This is a genomic window from Boseongicola sp. (assembly GCF_057460485.1).
Map to the genome: position 1 here is coordinate 25,444 of NZ_JBVCWP010000005.1, position 13,969 is coordinate 39,412.

Genomic DNA, 13,969 nt, shown 5'->3' on the forward strand with positions numbered 1-13,969 from the left:
CACCAGAACTCCAAAACTGGCAAGCGTTTCGGCTTTCGGAATCCCGCAGCTGTAAAGCGCCCAAAGCGATCGCAATGTCGGGCAAGGCCTAACCTGCGACAATCATCTCGGATTGCCGCACGATCACCTCGGCCTGTCGCACGCTTGCGAGGTCTACGAGCCGCCCTTTATAAACCGCAGCGCCTGCGCCTATGGCTTGGGCTTGTGCCATCGCCGCAAGGATTTCGCGGGCTTCGGTCACGGCCTCGTGCGATGGCGTAAACACCTCGTTGGCAATCGCGACCTGCTTGGGGTGGATCGCCCATTTACCGACCATTCCCAACGTCGCCGACCTCCGCGCCTGTGCGCGATAGCCCTCGTCGTCCCTGAGATCTCCGAACGGACCATCCACCGGCAAAACGCCGTGCGTGCGGCACGCAGCCACAATTGCGGCTTGCGCCCAGTGCCACGGATCGGACCAGAATTTCTCGCCCTCGCGGTGCATATAGTAGTTTTCCTGCGTGCCACCGATGCCCGTTGTCTGCATCCCCATCGAGGCCGCAAAATCCGCTGCCCCAAGGCTCATCGCCTGTAAACGCGGGGAACTTGCGGCAATCTCTTCCACATGAGCAATGCCTGCAGCGGTCTCAATAATGACCTCAAGGCTAATCGGCTTGCGGCGTGCTTTGGCGCTCTCAATGGCCGTCACCAAAGCGTCCACCGCATAAACATCCGCCGCGCATCCGACCTTCGGGATCATGATCTGGTCGAGCCGATCCGAGGCGTTCTCCAGCAAATCAACCACATCACGATACCAATAAGGCGTATCCAGCCCATTGATCCGCACGGTCAGATACTTGGTGCCCCAATCCACATCATGCGTCGCTTGGATGATGTTGCGGCGCGCCTCGTCCTTGTCCGAAGGAGCAACTGAATCTTCCAGATCAAGGTTAATCACATCCGCATCGGACGCCGACATCTTCTCAAAAATCGCAGGTCGCGATCCGGGGCCAAACAGCTGGCAACGGTTCGGACGGGCAGGGGCGGCAGGCTGAAGACGGAACGACATATGCGTAACTTTCTTTCGTTTTGGATTTAGCATTTGGTATTATGTTGCGTTGCGGCATGCAAGTCATTTCGCGCATGCAGCATTTTACCGCCACCACAATATACCGAAGATTGCATGTGTTCGGTCACGGGCGTACCTCAATCATGTCCCGCTTTAGGAGCGTTCTCCGGGCAAACGACATCCTTCACAGCCCGGCAACGCCACCGCATCATGATCTTAAGGGTGGTTTTTGTGTGTCATCTAAGCCGCTTTTGTTGTTCACACGAACTGCATGAGAACACTACCAGGCCGTCCATGAAGTTGCCGAACTCACATAGGATGGCCCTTATTCGATCTGCCGCCATCCTCTCTATTTGTTCTTAACGATGTCCATCGTGGGGTTCGGCATTCTTGTCGGCTGCGCGGTCTTGACCCTCGCTTTTGGCGGGGCGACGTTTGCAGTGCTCTGCTTGACGGCACGCGACGAAGAGAATTTTCTTCGGGACCGGTTCGGCGAACGCAATTTGGCCTTTGCCGCGCGAGTTGCTGCGATCATCCCCGATCCGCGTCTCTTTTCAGCTCCGCAGCACGTGACATGCGACGTCGGGCATTTGCGAACAAGCCTGCGCGCCGCACTGGCCTTCCTGGGACTTCTGCCTTTGGCGGAACTGCGCGACCACCTGCACGAAGAGACACTTTTTCCATCGACCCCGATGGTGTAGTGAACATTCTTCGAACAATCGGTAAATTATTCGAAGAATATTGGTGCATTGGCGTTTCTAGCGCGGATATCGCAAAGACTTTCCGCTATATCCGGTGAAAGTGGCGTGAACGCTTACACGGGGACACGTCATGATTCGCACACCATATCTTCTCTTCTTGGGCGACGCCCACGACAATCTTGCCGCCAAAGTTGCGCAAGGCATTAAGGACTGGAATCCCGATAACGTTGTCGGGCAGTTCCGCATGGAAGGCTGCAACGCCGATGTTGGCTCTGCTGATATGTCATTGCAAGAGGCATTCGACAAAGGCGCACGCACGCTTGTTGTTGGCGTTGCCAACCGCGGCGGCATGATTTCGCAGGCGTGGTTGAACGTGCTGGCCGAAGCAATGGAGATCGGCTTTGATATCGCCAGCGGCCTGCACAATCTCTTGCGCGATGAGAACCTGCTGAAGGCCACCTCGGCCCGCACAGGTGCCACGCTTCACGACGTGCGCATCCCGTCGGTCGCCTACCCCATCGCTAACGGAACAAATCGCACCGGCAAGCGCTGTCTGGCCGTTGGTACTGACTGTTCGGTCGGCAAGATGTACACGGGCCTTGCGATGGACACAGAAATGCAGAAGCGCGGGATGAAATCCACGTTTCGCCCTACCGGCCAGACTGGCATCCTGATCACTGGAAAAGGCATTCCTCTTGATGCCGTCGTCGCCGACTTTATGGCGGGAGCTGTCGAATGGCTTACCCCGGACGCTGACGCCGATCACTGGGACCACATCGAAGGGCAGGGTAGTCTTTGGCACGTGTCCTATTCTGGTGTGACCATGGCGCTGATCCACGGCGGACAGCCCGACGCGCTGATCCTTGCCCACGAGCCGACCCGCACCCACATGCGCGGTCTGCCGGACTTTGCATTGCCAAAGCTCGAAGAGCTGCGCGATATGGCTTTGCCCCTTGCGCGGATCGCCAACCCTGCCTGTGTGGTCGCCGGCATTTCGGTCAACACCAAAGCACTTTCCGACGCCGAAGCCTTCGCAGTTTGCGCCGAAATCGAAGATCGCATGGGTTTGCCCACCGTGGATCCCTATCGGCACGGAGCCGGTCGTCTGGTCGACGCCCTAAGCGCGCTTTAAGAACGCGGTTTCCCCGGATACACACGACCTGACAGAAAGAAGGCGCAGCGCATGTTAATCAAGGTTAAGGCCGAAACCTTCCGGCTGGCCGAGACGTTTACCATCTCGCGCGGCTCGCGGGATGCCGCCGAGGTTTTGACTGTCACTGTCAGCGATGGCGTCGTCACTGGCCGTGGCGAATGCGTGCCTTATGCGCGTTATGGCGAAACGCTCGCCTCGGTGATGGACGAAATCCGCGCGCTTCCCGAAACCATCACGCGGCCCGCGCTGCAAGAGACGCTTCCAGCGGGCGCCGCGCGCAACGCCGTCGATTGCGCGATGTGGGATCTGGAAGCAAAACAGGCGGGAAAGCGCGTCTGGGACATTGTGGGCGTGCCCGCTCCGGCGGCGTTAACCACCGCCTTCACCCTATCGCTTGATACGCCTGAGAACATGGAAAAGTCGGCGGCGCGCCACTCGTCCCGTCCGCTTTTGAAAATCAAACTCGGCACGCCCGACGATATGGCCCGACTCGAAGCAGTCCGTCGCGGCGCTCCCGAAACTGACATCATCGTTGATGCCAACGAGGGCTGGACGGCCGACATCTACGCCGACCTTGCGCCGCATCTTATCCGCCTTGGCGTGCTGCTGGTTGAGCAACCTCTGCCCGCGGGTGCCGACGACATGCTCGCCGAGATCGAGCGCCCCCTACCGGTCTGCGCCGACGAAAGCTGCCATGATCGCGCGTCGCTGCCCGGTCTTGCCGGCAAATATGACATCGCAAATATCAAACTCGACAAGACCGGCGGTCTGACAGAAGCGCTTGCCCTGAAAGACGCCGCTCTTGCCGAGGGATACGGGCTGATGATCGGCTGCATGGTCGGCACGTCGCTTGCCATGGCGCCCGCCACACTTCTGGCGCAGGGCGCCGCTTTCGTCGATCTTGATGGCCCGCTCCTTTTGGCCGAAGACCGCAACCCGCCGCTGGCCTATGACAAGGCCGGGTTGCACGCGCCTGTCGCCGCACTTTGGGGCTAGGGGCTTGCACCCGCAGCCGTTCAAAAATATTCCGGATCCCAATGCCTGCTATGGCCCTGCTACCTGCAAAGGAAACCGCCCATGACCCGTATCGTTTATGTAAACGGCGACTACGTCCCTGAAGATCAGGCCAAAGTGTCGGTATTCGACCGCGGGTTCCTCTTTGCTGATGGGGTCTACGAGGTCACCAGTGTTCTTGAAGGCAAAATTCTGGATTTTGACGGACACGCGCGACGGCTGACCCGGTCCCTGAACGAGCTTGATATGGCGGCCCCCGTCACGATGGACGAACTTCTGGACATCCACCGAGAATTGATGGCGCGCAACGATTTGCAAGAGGGCATGATCTATCTGCAAGTCACGCGCGGCGCTGATGCTGACCGCGATTTTGCGTTTCCTGACCCGGTAAAAGTCCCGTCAACGCTTGTTTTGTTCACCCAAGCCAAATCCATTGCCGAAAGCCCTGCTGCGAAAAAGGGCCTTAAGGTCATCTCGATCGAAGACCAGCGCTGGGCGCGGCGTGACATCAAAACCGTGCAGCTTTTGTACCCGTCGATGGGCAAGATGATGGCCAAGGCAGCCGGGTGCGATGATGCGTGGATGGTTGAGGACGGTCACGTCACCGAAGGCACCTCGAACAACGCCTATATCGTCAAAGACGGCAAGATTATCACCCGGCATCTATCCAACGACATCCTGCACGGCATCACCCGTGCCGCCGTTTTGCGGTTTGCCAAAGAAGCGCAGATGGTTGTCGAAGAACGCGCGTTCACCATCGACGAGGCAAAAGATGCCGACGAAGCGTTCATCACCTCGGCCTCGACTTTCGTGATGCCCATAGTCGAGATCGACGGCGCGTCGATTGGGGACGGCACACCGGGGGCGGTCGCGATGCGTCTGCGCGAGATTTACCTCGACGAAAGCCGTAAAACTGCGATCTGAGGCGGAAACGCGTTAGATTTCAATGCATTTTTTGCACTCAGGCTCAGGGAACCCTTAAAGCTCCGAGACTGTTCAGGCCAATCACGTCATCCCCCGCTCTGCCGGCATGGTGCGCTCAATTATGGATCTCTGGCGGGCGCTGGAGATCAAAATCACAGCCGAAAGCGTCGAGCCGAAAGCGCATACACCACTTTTGGCTGATTTGGGATGTGACCGGTTTCAGGGCTATTGCTTTGGCCGCCCGCGCCATCTCCCGATGTTTTGGCTGCGTGGTGGCCAAGTCAGCCCGATCGGACCACGGGCAGTCGGTAGCGTTATTCCCCGGTCCCGACATTCTCCTCGAACGCCCTCTTAAACGCACTTTTCTGATCGTCGGTCGCCTCGGTCTGATGTTGCGCGCGCCAGTCCGCATAGGGCATGCCGTAAAACATCTCGCGCCCCTCGTCCTTTGACATTTCAATGCCGCGCACGCTGGCCGCTTCCTGATACCAACGCGACAAACAGTTCCGACAGAACCCGGTAAGGTTCATCATATCGATGTTCTGCACATCGGCGCGGTCGTCCATCAAATGCTTCTGCAATCGCCGAAAGGCCGCCGCCTCCAGCTCGATCCGGGTCTGGTCGTCAATATCCATGCAAGTGTCTCCTCAGCTTTCAGCTATAGCCAGCGCCTGCGGAAGAAGGCTGGCAAATCGGTCAGCCCACTCGGCCTGACCCGCGTCGGTTTCGATCAAATCGTTCCTGATCTCGATCAAAGTATTCTGCCGCCCCAATGCAATAGCATGGCGATCAATTGTGTCGCCTGTCAGATAGCCGGAATAGGGCTTGTTCGCCCCCACAATCAGTCCCGGAACCTGTTCCAGAAGCTGCACCAAAGGCAGCGAAAGGCGCGTGTCATCGCCGTAAAGCAGTCCGCAATGCCAGGGCCGCATCGGGCGACCGCGAAACTGTGGCGTAAAGGAATGCACCGATACAATCACCGTATCGTCGCTCCGCGCGGCAAGGTCTGCCACGGCCGCGTGGTAGGGGCGATAACACTTCTCCAAACGCTCGCTCACTCCCTCGAGCGAAATCCCGCGATTGGCGCCGATCAGCGTCCCGTCATAAAGCTGCATGACCAGAGTTGGGTCATCTTCGCCCCGATTCGGGTCGATCACCAAACGCGAGAAATTGGAAAGCGCCGCAGGGGCTCCCAGCCTCTCGGCCAATCGCACCGCAACGCCAGCGGCACCGACGTCAAACGCGATGTGGCGCGCCATATCTGTGGCTGCGATACCAAGATCGCCACCGTTCACCCAGTCCGGCACTCGGTTTGTGGCATGATCGCACACCACCAGCCATCGCGAAGCGCGTTCGCCTCCCAAAATATGGTAAGGTTCCCAACTTAGGCTGTGACCATCGCTCTGCATAGGCTGTCTCTATCGACGCCTATTGGAAAGCGCCAGTTGTCACGCGCTAACATTTCCGGCAATAAGCCTCCAAGCCAATGAAAAGACCGAACGAGGAGTTCCGTGCATGAGACGTCAGCGCAACGTAAAGATTGTTGCTACCCTGGGCCCGGCTTCCAGCGATAAGGAAATGATTCGGGCGCTTTTTGATGCCGGTGCAGATGTGTTCCGCCTGAACATGAGCCACGGCGAACACGCCGAGATTGGAGAGCGCCACCGGATTATCCGCGAGATCGAGGTCGAAACGGGCCGCCCAATTGCCATTTTGGCCGACCTTCAGGGCCCGAAGCTGCGCGTTGGCGTGTTTGCCAGCGATGATGGCGAGGAACTTCAAGTGGGTCAGGCGTTCCGTCTTGATCTGGACGAAGCACCCGGCGACTTGACTCGTGTACAGCTTCCTCACAGAGAGATTTTCGAGGCACTCGAACCCGGCTCCAGCCTTCTTGTGAACGATGGTAAAATCCGCCTCAAGGTTGAAAAATGCGGCGCTGATTTCGCCGATTGCACCGTTAAAGTCGGCGGTACGATCTCGAATCGTAAAGGCGTGAACGTCCCCGACGTTGTGCTGCCGCTGGCCGCTTTGTCCGATAAAGACCGCAAAGACCTCGAATTTGTCTGCCGTCTTGGCGTCGACTGGCTGGCCCTTAGCTTCGTGCAACGCACTGCCGATGTCGCCGAAGCGCGTGAATTGGCGCAAGGGCGCGCCGCGATCCTGTCGAAGATCGAAAAGCCCGCTGCCGTAGCCGCGTTTGACGATATCCTCGCCGTGTCTGACGGCATCATGGTTGCGCGCGGTGACCTTGGTGTTGAACTGCCCGTGCAGTGCGTGCCACCGATCCAGAAACGCCTCATCCGCAAATGCCGCATGGCCGCTAAGCCGGTTATCGTCGCCACGCAGATGCTCGAATCGATGATCGACAGCCCGATGCCAACCCGCGCAGAAGTCTCGGACGTTGCCGCAGCCATCTACGAAGGCACCGATGCGGTCATGCTTTCCGCTGAAAGCGCCGCCGGCAGCTTCCCGATCGAAGCGGTGCGGACGATGAACGCCGTAGCGCTTGAGGTCGAAAGTGACCCGACCTACCGGGAAGTTATCGAGGCAAGCCGGGGTGGTCCGAAGCAATCCGTCGCTGATGGCATCGTTTCCGCCGCCCGCGAGATCGCCGAAACGGCTGACATCAAAGTCATTTGCTGTTTCTCGCAGTCGGGTCAAACCGCGTCGCTTGTGGCCCGCGAACGGCCCGGCGTTCCAATCATCGCAATGACCTCGCGGATTGGCACTGCGCGTCGGATGGCGCTGACCTGGGGTCTGCATTGCGTAAAGACCGAGGAAGTCTCTCGCTTCAAAGAAGCCGTCGTCAATGCTGCGCGCGCCGCACGCACCGAAGGCTTCGCGCAGCCCACGGATCAACTGGTTGTCACTGCCGGTGTGCCTTTTGGACAGTCTGGCACCACGAACATCCTGCGGGTTGCGCCCTGCGATGAACGGCTGATCCTGCCGTCTGATCCTGAATAACCCAAAACTGCCCCGCGCCAGGGACGATTTTCCCTTGCCAGACAGCCCTTTCCCGGCTATCCGGCGCACTTCGACAAGCACCCCGGCCAAAGTGGCATGCCGAGGGTGTTTATGAACCGTCCTAATGAAGGAGATGGAAATGCCTAAGATGAAGACGAAGTCGAGTGCCAAAAAGCGCTTCAAAGTGACGGCGACGGGTAAAGTCGTCGGCGGCTCTGCCGGTAAACGGCACGGCATGATCAAGCGGTCCAACAAATTTTTGCGGAATGCCCGCGGCACACGCGTGCTGAGCGAACCCGATCAGAAGTTGGTCAAATCCTATATGCCATACGCACGCTGAGGAGCTTGAGAAATGCCTAGAACCAAAGGTGGCACAGTCACCCACGCCCGCCATAAAAAAGTTACCGACGCCGCAAAAGGCTTTTACGGCCGTCGCAAAAATACCTTCAAAGCGGCCCGTCAGGCCGTCGACAAGGCGAACCAATACGCAACGCGCGACCGTAAGAATCGCAAGCGCAATTTCCGCGCTTTGTGGATTCAGCGTATCAACGCAGCTGTGCGCAGCCATGACGAAGCACTGACATACTCGCGCTTCATCAATGGCCTGTCGCTTGCCGGTGTCGAAGTGGACCGCAAGGTTCTCGCGGACCTCGCGGTGCACGAGCCAGAAGCGTTCGGTGCGATCGTTGAAAAGGTGAAAGCCGCGCTCGTTTAAAAAGGCAGGCAAAAGCTTAGATTTTGGAGCCCGGTCGCCAACGCGGCCGGGTTTTTTGTTTGGTGTCAGTAATATGGCGGGTTGGACCTATTTCGGCTTTTCAACATTGGTTTCCGGATCTCAAGAAAGTAACCAATTTTTTGGGAGCCGACCGTTGCATACTTTGACGACCGTTGCTTTTGTTTCGTCTGCCACCTTATTGGTGGCATGTGGCACGGCCCCGACTGTCTTGGCGCCCCTCACAGTCGGCGCTGCGACCCAATCTATCGGCACACTGCCCGCTGGCGTCACTGTGCCCACGACTCGGCGACTGATACTGTGACCATCATAGATGACGTCACGACATTCGTTGCGACCCGCAACAACACCTACCACCTTGGCGGATTGAATGGGCATACCAGCACTGTCGCCGCTGCCAGCTATGCATCTTTTCGTGAAACATCATCCGGTTCCGGTACAGTGACAATCACAACCATTCCGGCGATGATCTAGGGACACGCGCAGCGTTTCTTGAACGCATCGGCGACACAACACTTCCGACAACTGGGCCCGCCACGTCTGGAGGTGGGTATGCGAGTTGGTACCTGAATGACACCAGCGGTGTAGTCATCCAACTTTTGATGGGATCTACAAGTCTCACAGCCGATTTTGAGGCAGGAACGGACGCAGGCTCGATCATCGACCGCCCTGAATTTAGTGCTCCCAGTATCACATCCACTAATTTCATCTTGGGCCCTTCGGCGATCGAAAACGGCGTCTTTTGGGGAACAGAAGCTGGTGAGCAGGGCAATGATGCACTGGTAACGACGACATCCAACGGGCCAATACTCGGGTTTGTTTGTTGGGCCTAACGGCGAAGAACTGGTCGGCGGGCGGACACTGCAACATGATGAGGGCGGAATCGCCAGGACCGAATACGGCGGCTTCTTGTCTTTTTGCCCCCAGATGGCTAGCAGGGCAGGGATGTTCTCAAGGGGGTCCGAATGGACGATCTTCGGCAAAAATACCTGACCGCAATCGCAGACGCCGCTGACGAAAGCGCGCTTGAAGACTTGCGGGTGCAAGCCGTCGGCAAGAAGGGCGAAGTCTCCCTAAAAATGCGCGAACTTGGACGCATGACGCCAGAGGAACGCCAGGTCTCTGGTCCCGCCCTCAACGCGCTGAAAGACGAGATCAACTCCGCCCTCGCCGGTAAAAAATCGGCCCTTGAAGACGCCGCTCTTGATGCGCGCCTGCGCGATGAATGGCTTGACGTTACACTGCCCGCGCGCGACCGCCCCCAAGGCACCATCCACCCGGTCTCACAAGTCACCGAAGAAGTCACCGCCATCCTCGCCGACATGGGCTTTTCGGTCGCCGAGGGTCCGCAGATCGAGACCAACTGGCACAACTTTGACGCCCTGAACATCCCCGGACACCACCCGGCCCGTACCGAAATGGACACATTCTATATGCACCGCGCGGAAGGCGACGACCGCCCGCCGCATGTGCTGCGAACCCATACATCCCCAGTGCAAATCCGCTCGATGCAAGACACCGGAGCGCCGATCCGCATCATCTGCCCGGGCCGCGTTTACCGCGCCGACTACGACCAGACCCACACCCCGATGTTTCACCAAGTCGAGGGCCTCGCCATCGACAAAGACATCTCTATGGCCAACCTGAAATGGGTGCTTGAGGAATTCTTCTCGGCCTTCTTCGGCACGAAAGTCAAAACCCGCTTTCGCGCCTCGCACTTCCCGTTCACGGAACCCTCGGCAGAAGTCGACATACAATGCTCATGGGAAGGCGGCACCGTCAAAGTGGGCGAGGGCGACGGCTGGCTCGAAGTGCTCGGCTCGGGGATGGTCCACCCCAAAGTGCTGTCGGCCGCAGGCGTTGACCCTGACAAATGGCAGGGCTTCGCTTTCGGCATGGGCATCGACCGAATGGCAATGCTGAAATACGGCATCCCAGATCTGCGCGCGTTCTTCGACAGCGACCTGCGCTGGCTCCGACACTACGGTTTCGCCTCGCTGGATCAACCGACCCTGCACGGAGGTCTAGTCCGATGAGCGACGAATACGAAGATCTCCAGGACACCTACCCTGGTGCCGGCACATTCAAATTCGGCGACACCGCCAAGCTGTCCAAGCGGCTGCTCGCATTGGTCCGCGCGGGCCACAAACGCGCGATAAGCGGCGCGCTGACCGATTTCGCCGACGATCCGCAGTCCATCCCGGTTGTGGGCCGCTGCGACATCGCCACCAACTGGGACGGCACGCCCGCAATTGTCATCCGCACGGTGAAGGTCGAACAGGTACGGTTTTGCGACGTTACCGAAGAGATGGCACTGGCCGAGGGTGAAAACATTGATCTTGAGGGCTGGCAGGACGACCACAAAGCGTACTTCGAGCGCAACGGAGGCTTCGACCCCGAAATGATGCTGGTGTTTGAGCATTTTGAAGTAGTCGATGACTTGGCGGGGCGGGGGTAGTGTTGAGCCGCACCAAACATATGTCTCGCGGGGACTTAGTCCCGCATCACGTCAGACCTGCCTCTGCATGCGGGCCTGATACACCCACCCTCGGGTCAGGCGTGGTGCTCGAAGCGGAGAGTGATCGATGCTGAAGTGGCTATTTGGAAAGAAAAAAGTGATCTATCCAATGTTGGCTCACAGCCGCGGATTGTCGCAAGATATTGTTGGCGAGGGCCATTTTCAGAGCGACCTTGAACAAATAGCCGGTCCAAAGGAAAAAATGTCAGCAAAGTATGAATGTGAAGCCACCTCCGTCTGCGAAAGCGACACCAAACATGATTCCGATGCGGTCGCGGTATACCTTGGCCGGGGACAAGTCGGGCACCTCTTTCGCGAAGGCACAAAGTTGTTTCGAGAAGTGCTGGTGAGCCTCATTGCGGAATTGTCGCCGGTCAACGCGAAGGCAAAGATTGTTGGCGGCTGGAAGAATGACATTTCTGACGGAAGCTACGGAATTAAACTTAACCTGAAGCGCCCACTTGCTTTGGTGAAAGAGAACCCAAAATGAAATTCACCCTCTCCTGGCTCCATGAGCACCTCGATACCACTGCCTCGGTCGCTGAAATCGCCGAGACGCTGACCGACCTCGGTCTCGAAGTTGAAGGTATTGAAAACCCCGCCGAGAAACTGCGCGATTTCACCATCGGCAAGGTGCAGACCGCCGAACAGCACCCCGATGCTGATCGCTTGCGCGTCTGCATGGTCGAAACCGACGAGGGTCTGAAACAGATCGTCTGCGGTGCGCCAAACGCGCGCGCGGGCATCACAGTCGTCATCGCCAAGCCCGGCACCTACGTTCCCGGCATCGACACCACCATTCAGGTCGGAAGAATCCGGGGCGTCGAAAGCTTCGGCATGATGGCTTCCGAACGCGAGATGGAACTGTCTGACGAACACGACGGCATCATCGAACTTGCCTCGGGCGAAGTCGGCCAAAGCTTCGCTGACTGGTTGGCGGAAAATGACCCGGCATTCGTCGACCCCGTGATCGAGATCGCGATCACTCCCAACCGCCAGGACGCGTTGGGCGTCGAAGGCATCGCACGCGACCTCGCCGCGCGCGGTCTTGGCAGCAAAATCGACCGGCCCATCGCTCCCGTCAAAGGCACCTTCAAAAGCCCCATGGGTGTGACAATCGATGACGACGCCCTCGACGGCGCACCCTATTTCACCGGCCGCATGATCCGTGGCGTCAAGAACGGGCCCTCGCCCGCATGGCTTCAGGCCCGCCTCAAAGCCATCGGCCTGCGCCCGATCTCGGCCCTTGTGGATATCACCAACTTCTTCACCTACGACCGCAACCGCCCACTTCACGTCTTTGACGCTGATAAGGTGCAGGGCGACTTGCGCGTCCACCGCGCAAAAGGCGGCGAAACCCTGCTCGCGCTTGACGATAAAACCTACACCTTTGCCCCGGGCATGATCGTCATCTCCGACGACCGCGCGGCGGAAAGCATCGCAGGCGTCATGGGCGGCGAAGAAAGCGGCGTCACCGAAGACACCATAAACGTCTTCCTCGAAAGTGCCTACTGGGACCCGATCACCATCGCCCACACGGGCCGCGACCTAAAGGTCAACTCCGACGCCCGCTACCGGTTCGAGCGCGGCGTAGACCCGGCCTTCACGCTGCCCGGCCTCGAACTTGCCACGCAAATGGTCCTGGACCTCTGCGGCGGCGAAGCCTCCGAGGTGCTAAGCGCGGGGGCCGTCCCCGACACAAAACGCGCCTACAAACTCGACACGGATCGCTGCTCGTCCCTCGTCGGCATGGACATCCCCGCCGAAACCCAACGGGCAACGCTTGAATCCTTGGGCTTCAGTCTTGATGGTGACATGGCCACCCCGCCAAGCTGGCGCGTTGACGTGCAGGGCGAAGCTGACCTTGTTGAAGAAATCGCGCGCATCGCCTCGCTCACCAACTTGATCCCAAAACCCATGCCCCGCATGTCAGCCGGCGTCCCCAAAGCCATCCTGACGCCCCTGCAAAAACGCGAGCAAATCGCGCGCCGCACCACTGCGGCCTTGGGCTATAACGAATGCGTCACCTACAGCTTCATCGACGAAGCCTCGGCGCAGTTGTTCGGCGGCGGAACCGATGCCACGCGTGTCGCCAACCCGATCAGCTCGGAAATGACCCACATGCGCCCAACGCACCTTGCAGGCCTTTTGCAAGCCGCTGCCCGTAACCAGTCACGCGGCTTTGCGGACCTTGCTCTGTTTGAGGTTGGAGCCGTTTTCCAGGGCGGTGAACCCGGCGAACAAGAGCTTCTCGTCACCGGCATCCGCATCGGCGCAACCGGCCCCAAAGGCCCCCACGGCGCACGTCGGGGCGTCGACGTGTTCGACGCCCGCGCCGACGCCGACGCGGTCCTGTCCGCCCTCGGCGCGCCATCCCGCACGCAATTCTCGCGATCTGCGAAGGACTGGTGGCACCCTGGCCGCTCGGCCCGGATCATGCTTGGCCCCAAGATCATCCTTGGCTCGTTCGGCGAACTGCACCCGAAAACCCTGCGCGAACTGGATGTCAAAGGTCCCGCCGTGGGATTCGCGATCCATCTTGCCGCCATACCGCAATCAAAGGCTAAAACCGCCTCGCGGGGTGCCCTTCGCATGAGTGATCTGCAAGCCGTCGAGCGTGACTTTGCGTTTGTCCTCGACGCACAAGTCGAAGCGATAACGCTCGTGAACGCCGCTGCCGGGGCCGATAAAGCCCTGATCGAAGAGGTCCGCGTGTTCGACGAATTCATCGGAGGCAGCCTGGGCGAGGGCAAAAAATCTCTGGCGATCACCGTACGGCTGCAACCCAACGATAAGACCTTGACGGACCAGGAAATCGACGCCGTCGGAGCCAAAATCGTCGAGAAAGTCGGCAAGGTCACCGGCGGCACCTTGCGCGGATAACACCCCGCGCCCATGTCACGACAAAAAGGAG

16 protein-coding genes are annotated in these 13,969 nt (G+C 58.9%); 13 read left to right on the forward strand and 3 right to left on the reverse strand.

Annotated features, from left to right (window positions below):
* Positions 1-88: 88 nt before the first annotated feature.
* Positions 89-1,048 carry an L-malyl-CoA/beta-methylmalyl-CoA lyase gene (locus AC221Y_RS01885; protein ID WP_299749924.1) on the reverse strand — a complete coding sequence of 320 codons (960 nt, stop codon included), beginning with the start codon at positions 1,046-1,048 and terminating at the stop codon, positions 89-91.
* Positions 1,049-1,380: 332 nt separating this feature from the next.
* On the opposite strand from AC221Y_RS01885, the gene AC221Y_RS01890 reads away from it, so the two are divergent.
* From AC221Y_RS01890 to AC221Y_RS01910, 5 genes are all read left to right on the forward strand, one after another.
* Complete coding sequence (locus AC221Y_RS01890; protein WP_366141660.1) at positions 1,381-1,749, forward strand: methyltransferase family protein; 369 nt, start codon at positions 1,381-1,383, stop codon at positions 1,747-1,749.
* A 130-nt stretch (positions 1,750-1,879) separates the two neighbouring features.
* Positions 1,880-2,881, forward strand: a complete 1,002-nt coding sequence (gene dgcN, locus AC221Y_RS01895) for an N-acetyltransferase DgcN (protein ID WP_299749921.1) — start codon at positions 1,880-1,882, stop codon at positions 2,879-2,881.
* 51 nt (positions 2,882-2,932) lie between these two features.
* Entirely contained in the window at positions 2,933-3,898 is a 966-nt protein-coding gene (gene dgcA / locus AC221Y_RS01900) for an N-acetyl-D-Glu racemase DgcA (protein ID WP_299749918.1), read from the forward strand.
* 81 nt (positions 3,899-3,979) lie between these two features.
* Complete coding sequence (locus AC221Y_RS01905) at positions 3,980-4,840, forward strand: D-amino-acid transaminase (RefSeq protein WP_299749915.1); 861 nt, start codon at positions 3,980-3,982, stop codon at positions 4,838-4,840.
* An 88-nt stretch (positions 4,841-4,928) separates the two neighbouring features.
* Positions 4,929-5,195, forward strand: a complete 267-nt coding sequence (locus AC221Y_RS01910) for an EAL domain-containing protein (protein WP_366141659.1) — start codon at positions 4,929-4,931, stop codon at positions 5,193-5,195.
* Here the strand turns inward: AC221Y_RS01910 and AC221Y_RS01915 are convergent.
* Together AC221Y_RS01915 and AC221Y_RS01920 are read right to left on the reverse strand one after the other, a co-directional pair.
* Positions 5,155-5,475: a DUF1244 domain-containing protein gene (locus AC221Y_RS01915; protein WP_299749912.1), complete on the reverse strand. Its 321-nt coding sequence runs from the start codon at positions 5,473-5,475 to the stop codon at positions 5,155-5,157. The two genes, AC221Y_RS01910 and AC221Y_RS01915, sit on opposite strands and share 41 nt — an antisense overlap.
* Before the next feature lie 12 nt (positions 5,476-5,487).
* On the reverse strand, positions 5,488-6,249 hold the full coding sequence (locus AC221Y_RS01920; protein WP_299749909.1) for an N-formylglutamate amidohydrolase: 762 nt from the start codon (positions 6,247-6,249) through the stop codon (positions 5,488-5,490).
* A 106-nt stretch (positions 6,250-6,355) separates the two neighbouring features.
* Here AC221Y_RS01920 and pyk point away from each other — a divergent pair, with 106 nt between their 5' ends.
* The 8 genes from pyk (at position 6,356) to pheT (ending at position 13,938) form a co-directional block, all read left to right on the forward strand.
* A complete protein-coding gene (pyk, locus tag AC221Y_RS01925) occupies positions 6,356-7,804 on the forward strand; it encodes a pyruvate kinase (RefSeq protein ID WP_299749906.1) in 1,449 nt (482 codons plus the stop codon).
* 139 nt (positions 7,805-7,943) lie between these two features.
* Complete coding sequence (gene rpmI, locus AC221Y_RS01930; protein WP_299749903.1) at positions 7,944-8,144, forward strand: 50S ribosomal protein L35; 201 nt, start codon at positions 7,944-7,946, stop codon at positions 8,142-8,144.
* Between the two features lie 12 nt (positions 8,145-8,156).
* Positions 8,157-8,519, forward strand: coding sequence for a 50S ribosomal protein L20 (gene rplT / locus AC221Y_RS01935; RefSeq protein WP_299749900.1), 363 nt, complete (start codon positions 8,157-8,159; stop codon positions 8,517-8,519).
* Positions 8,520-8,837: 318 nt separating this feature from the next.
* The gene (locus AC221Y_RS01940) at positions 8,838-9,011 is read left to right on the forward strand and encodes a hypothetical protein (protein ID WP_299749897.1); all 174 of its coding nucleotides are present in this window, start codon (positions 8,838-8,840) and stop codon (positions 9,009-9,011) included.
* A 491-nt stretch (positions 9,012-9,502) separates the two neighbouring features.
* Complete coding sequence (gene pheS, locus AC221Y_RS01945; protein WP_299749894.1) at positions 9,503-10,573, forward strand: phenylalanine--tRNA ligase subunit alpha; 1,071 nt, start codon at positions 9,503-9,505, stop codon at positions 10,571-10,573.
* A complete protein-coding gene (locus tag AC221Y_RS01950) occupies positions 10,570-10,995 on the forward strand; it encodes an ASCH domain-containing protein (protein WP_299749891.1) in 426 nt (141 codons plus the stop codon). Before pheS ends, AC221Y_RS01950 begins: the two co-directional genes overlap by 4 nt.
* Positions 10,996-11,122: 127 nt before the next feature.
* A complete protein-coding gene (locus tag AC221Y_RS01955) occupies positions 11,123-11,545 on the forward strand; it encodes a hypothetical protein (protein WP_299749888.1) in 423 nt (140 codons plus the stop codon).
* A complete protein-coding gene (pheT, locus tag AC221Y_RS01960; protein ID WP_299749885.1) occupies positions 11,542-13,938 on the forward strand; it encodes a phenylalanine--tRNA ligase subunit beta in 2,397 nt (798 codons plus the stop codon). The genes AC221Y_RS01955 and pheT overlap by 4 nt, the downstream gene beginning before the upstream one ends.
* Positions 13,939-13,969 lie beyond the last annotated feature (31 nt).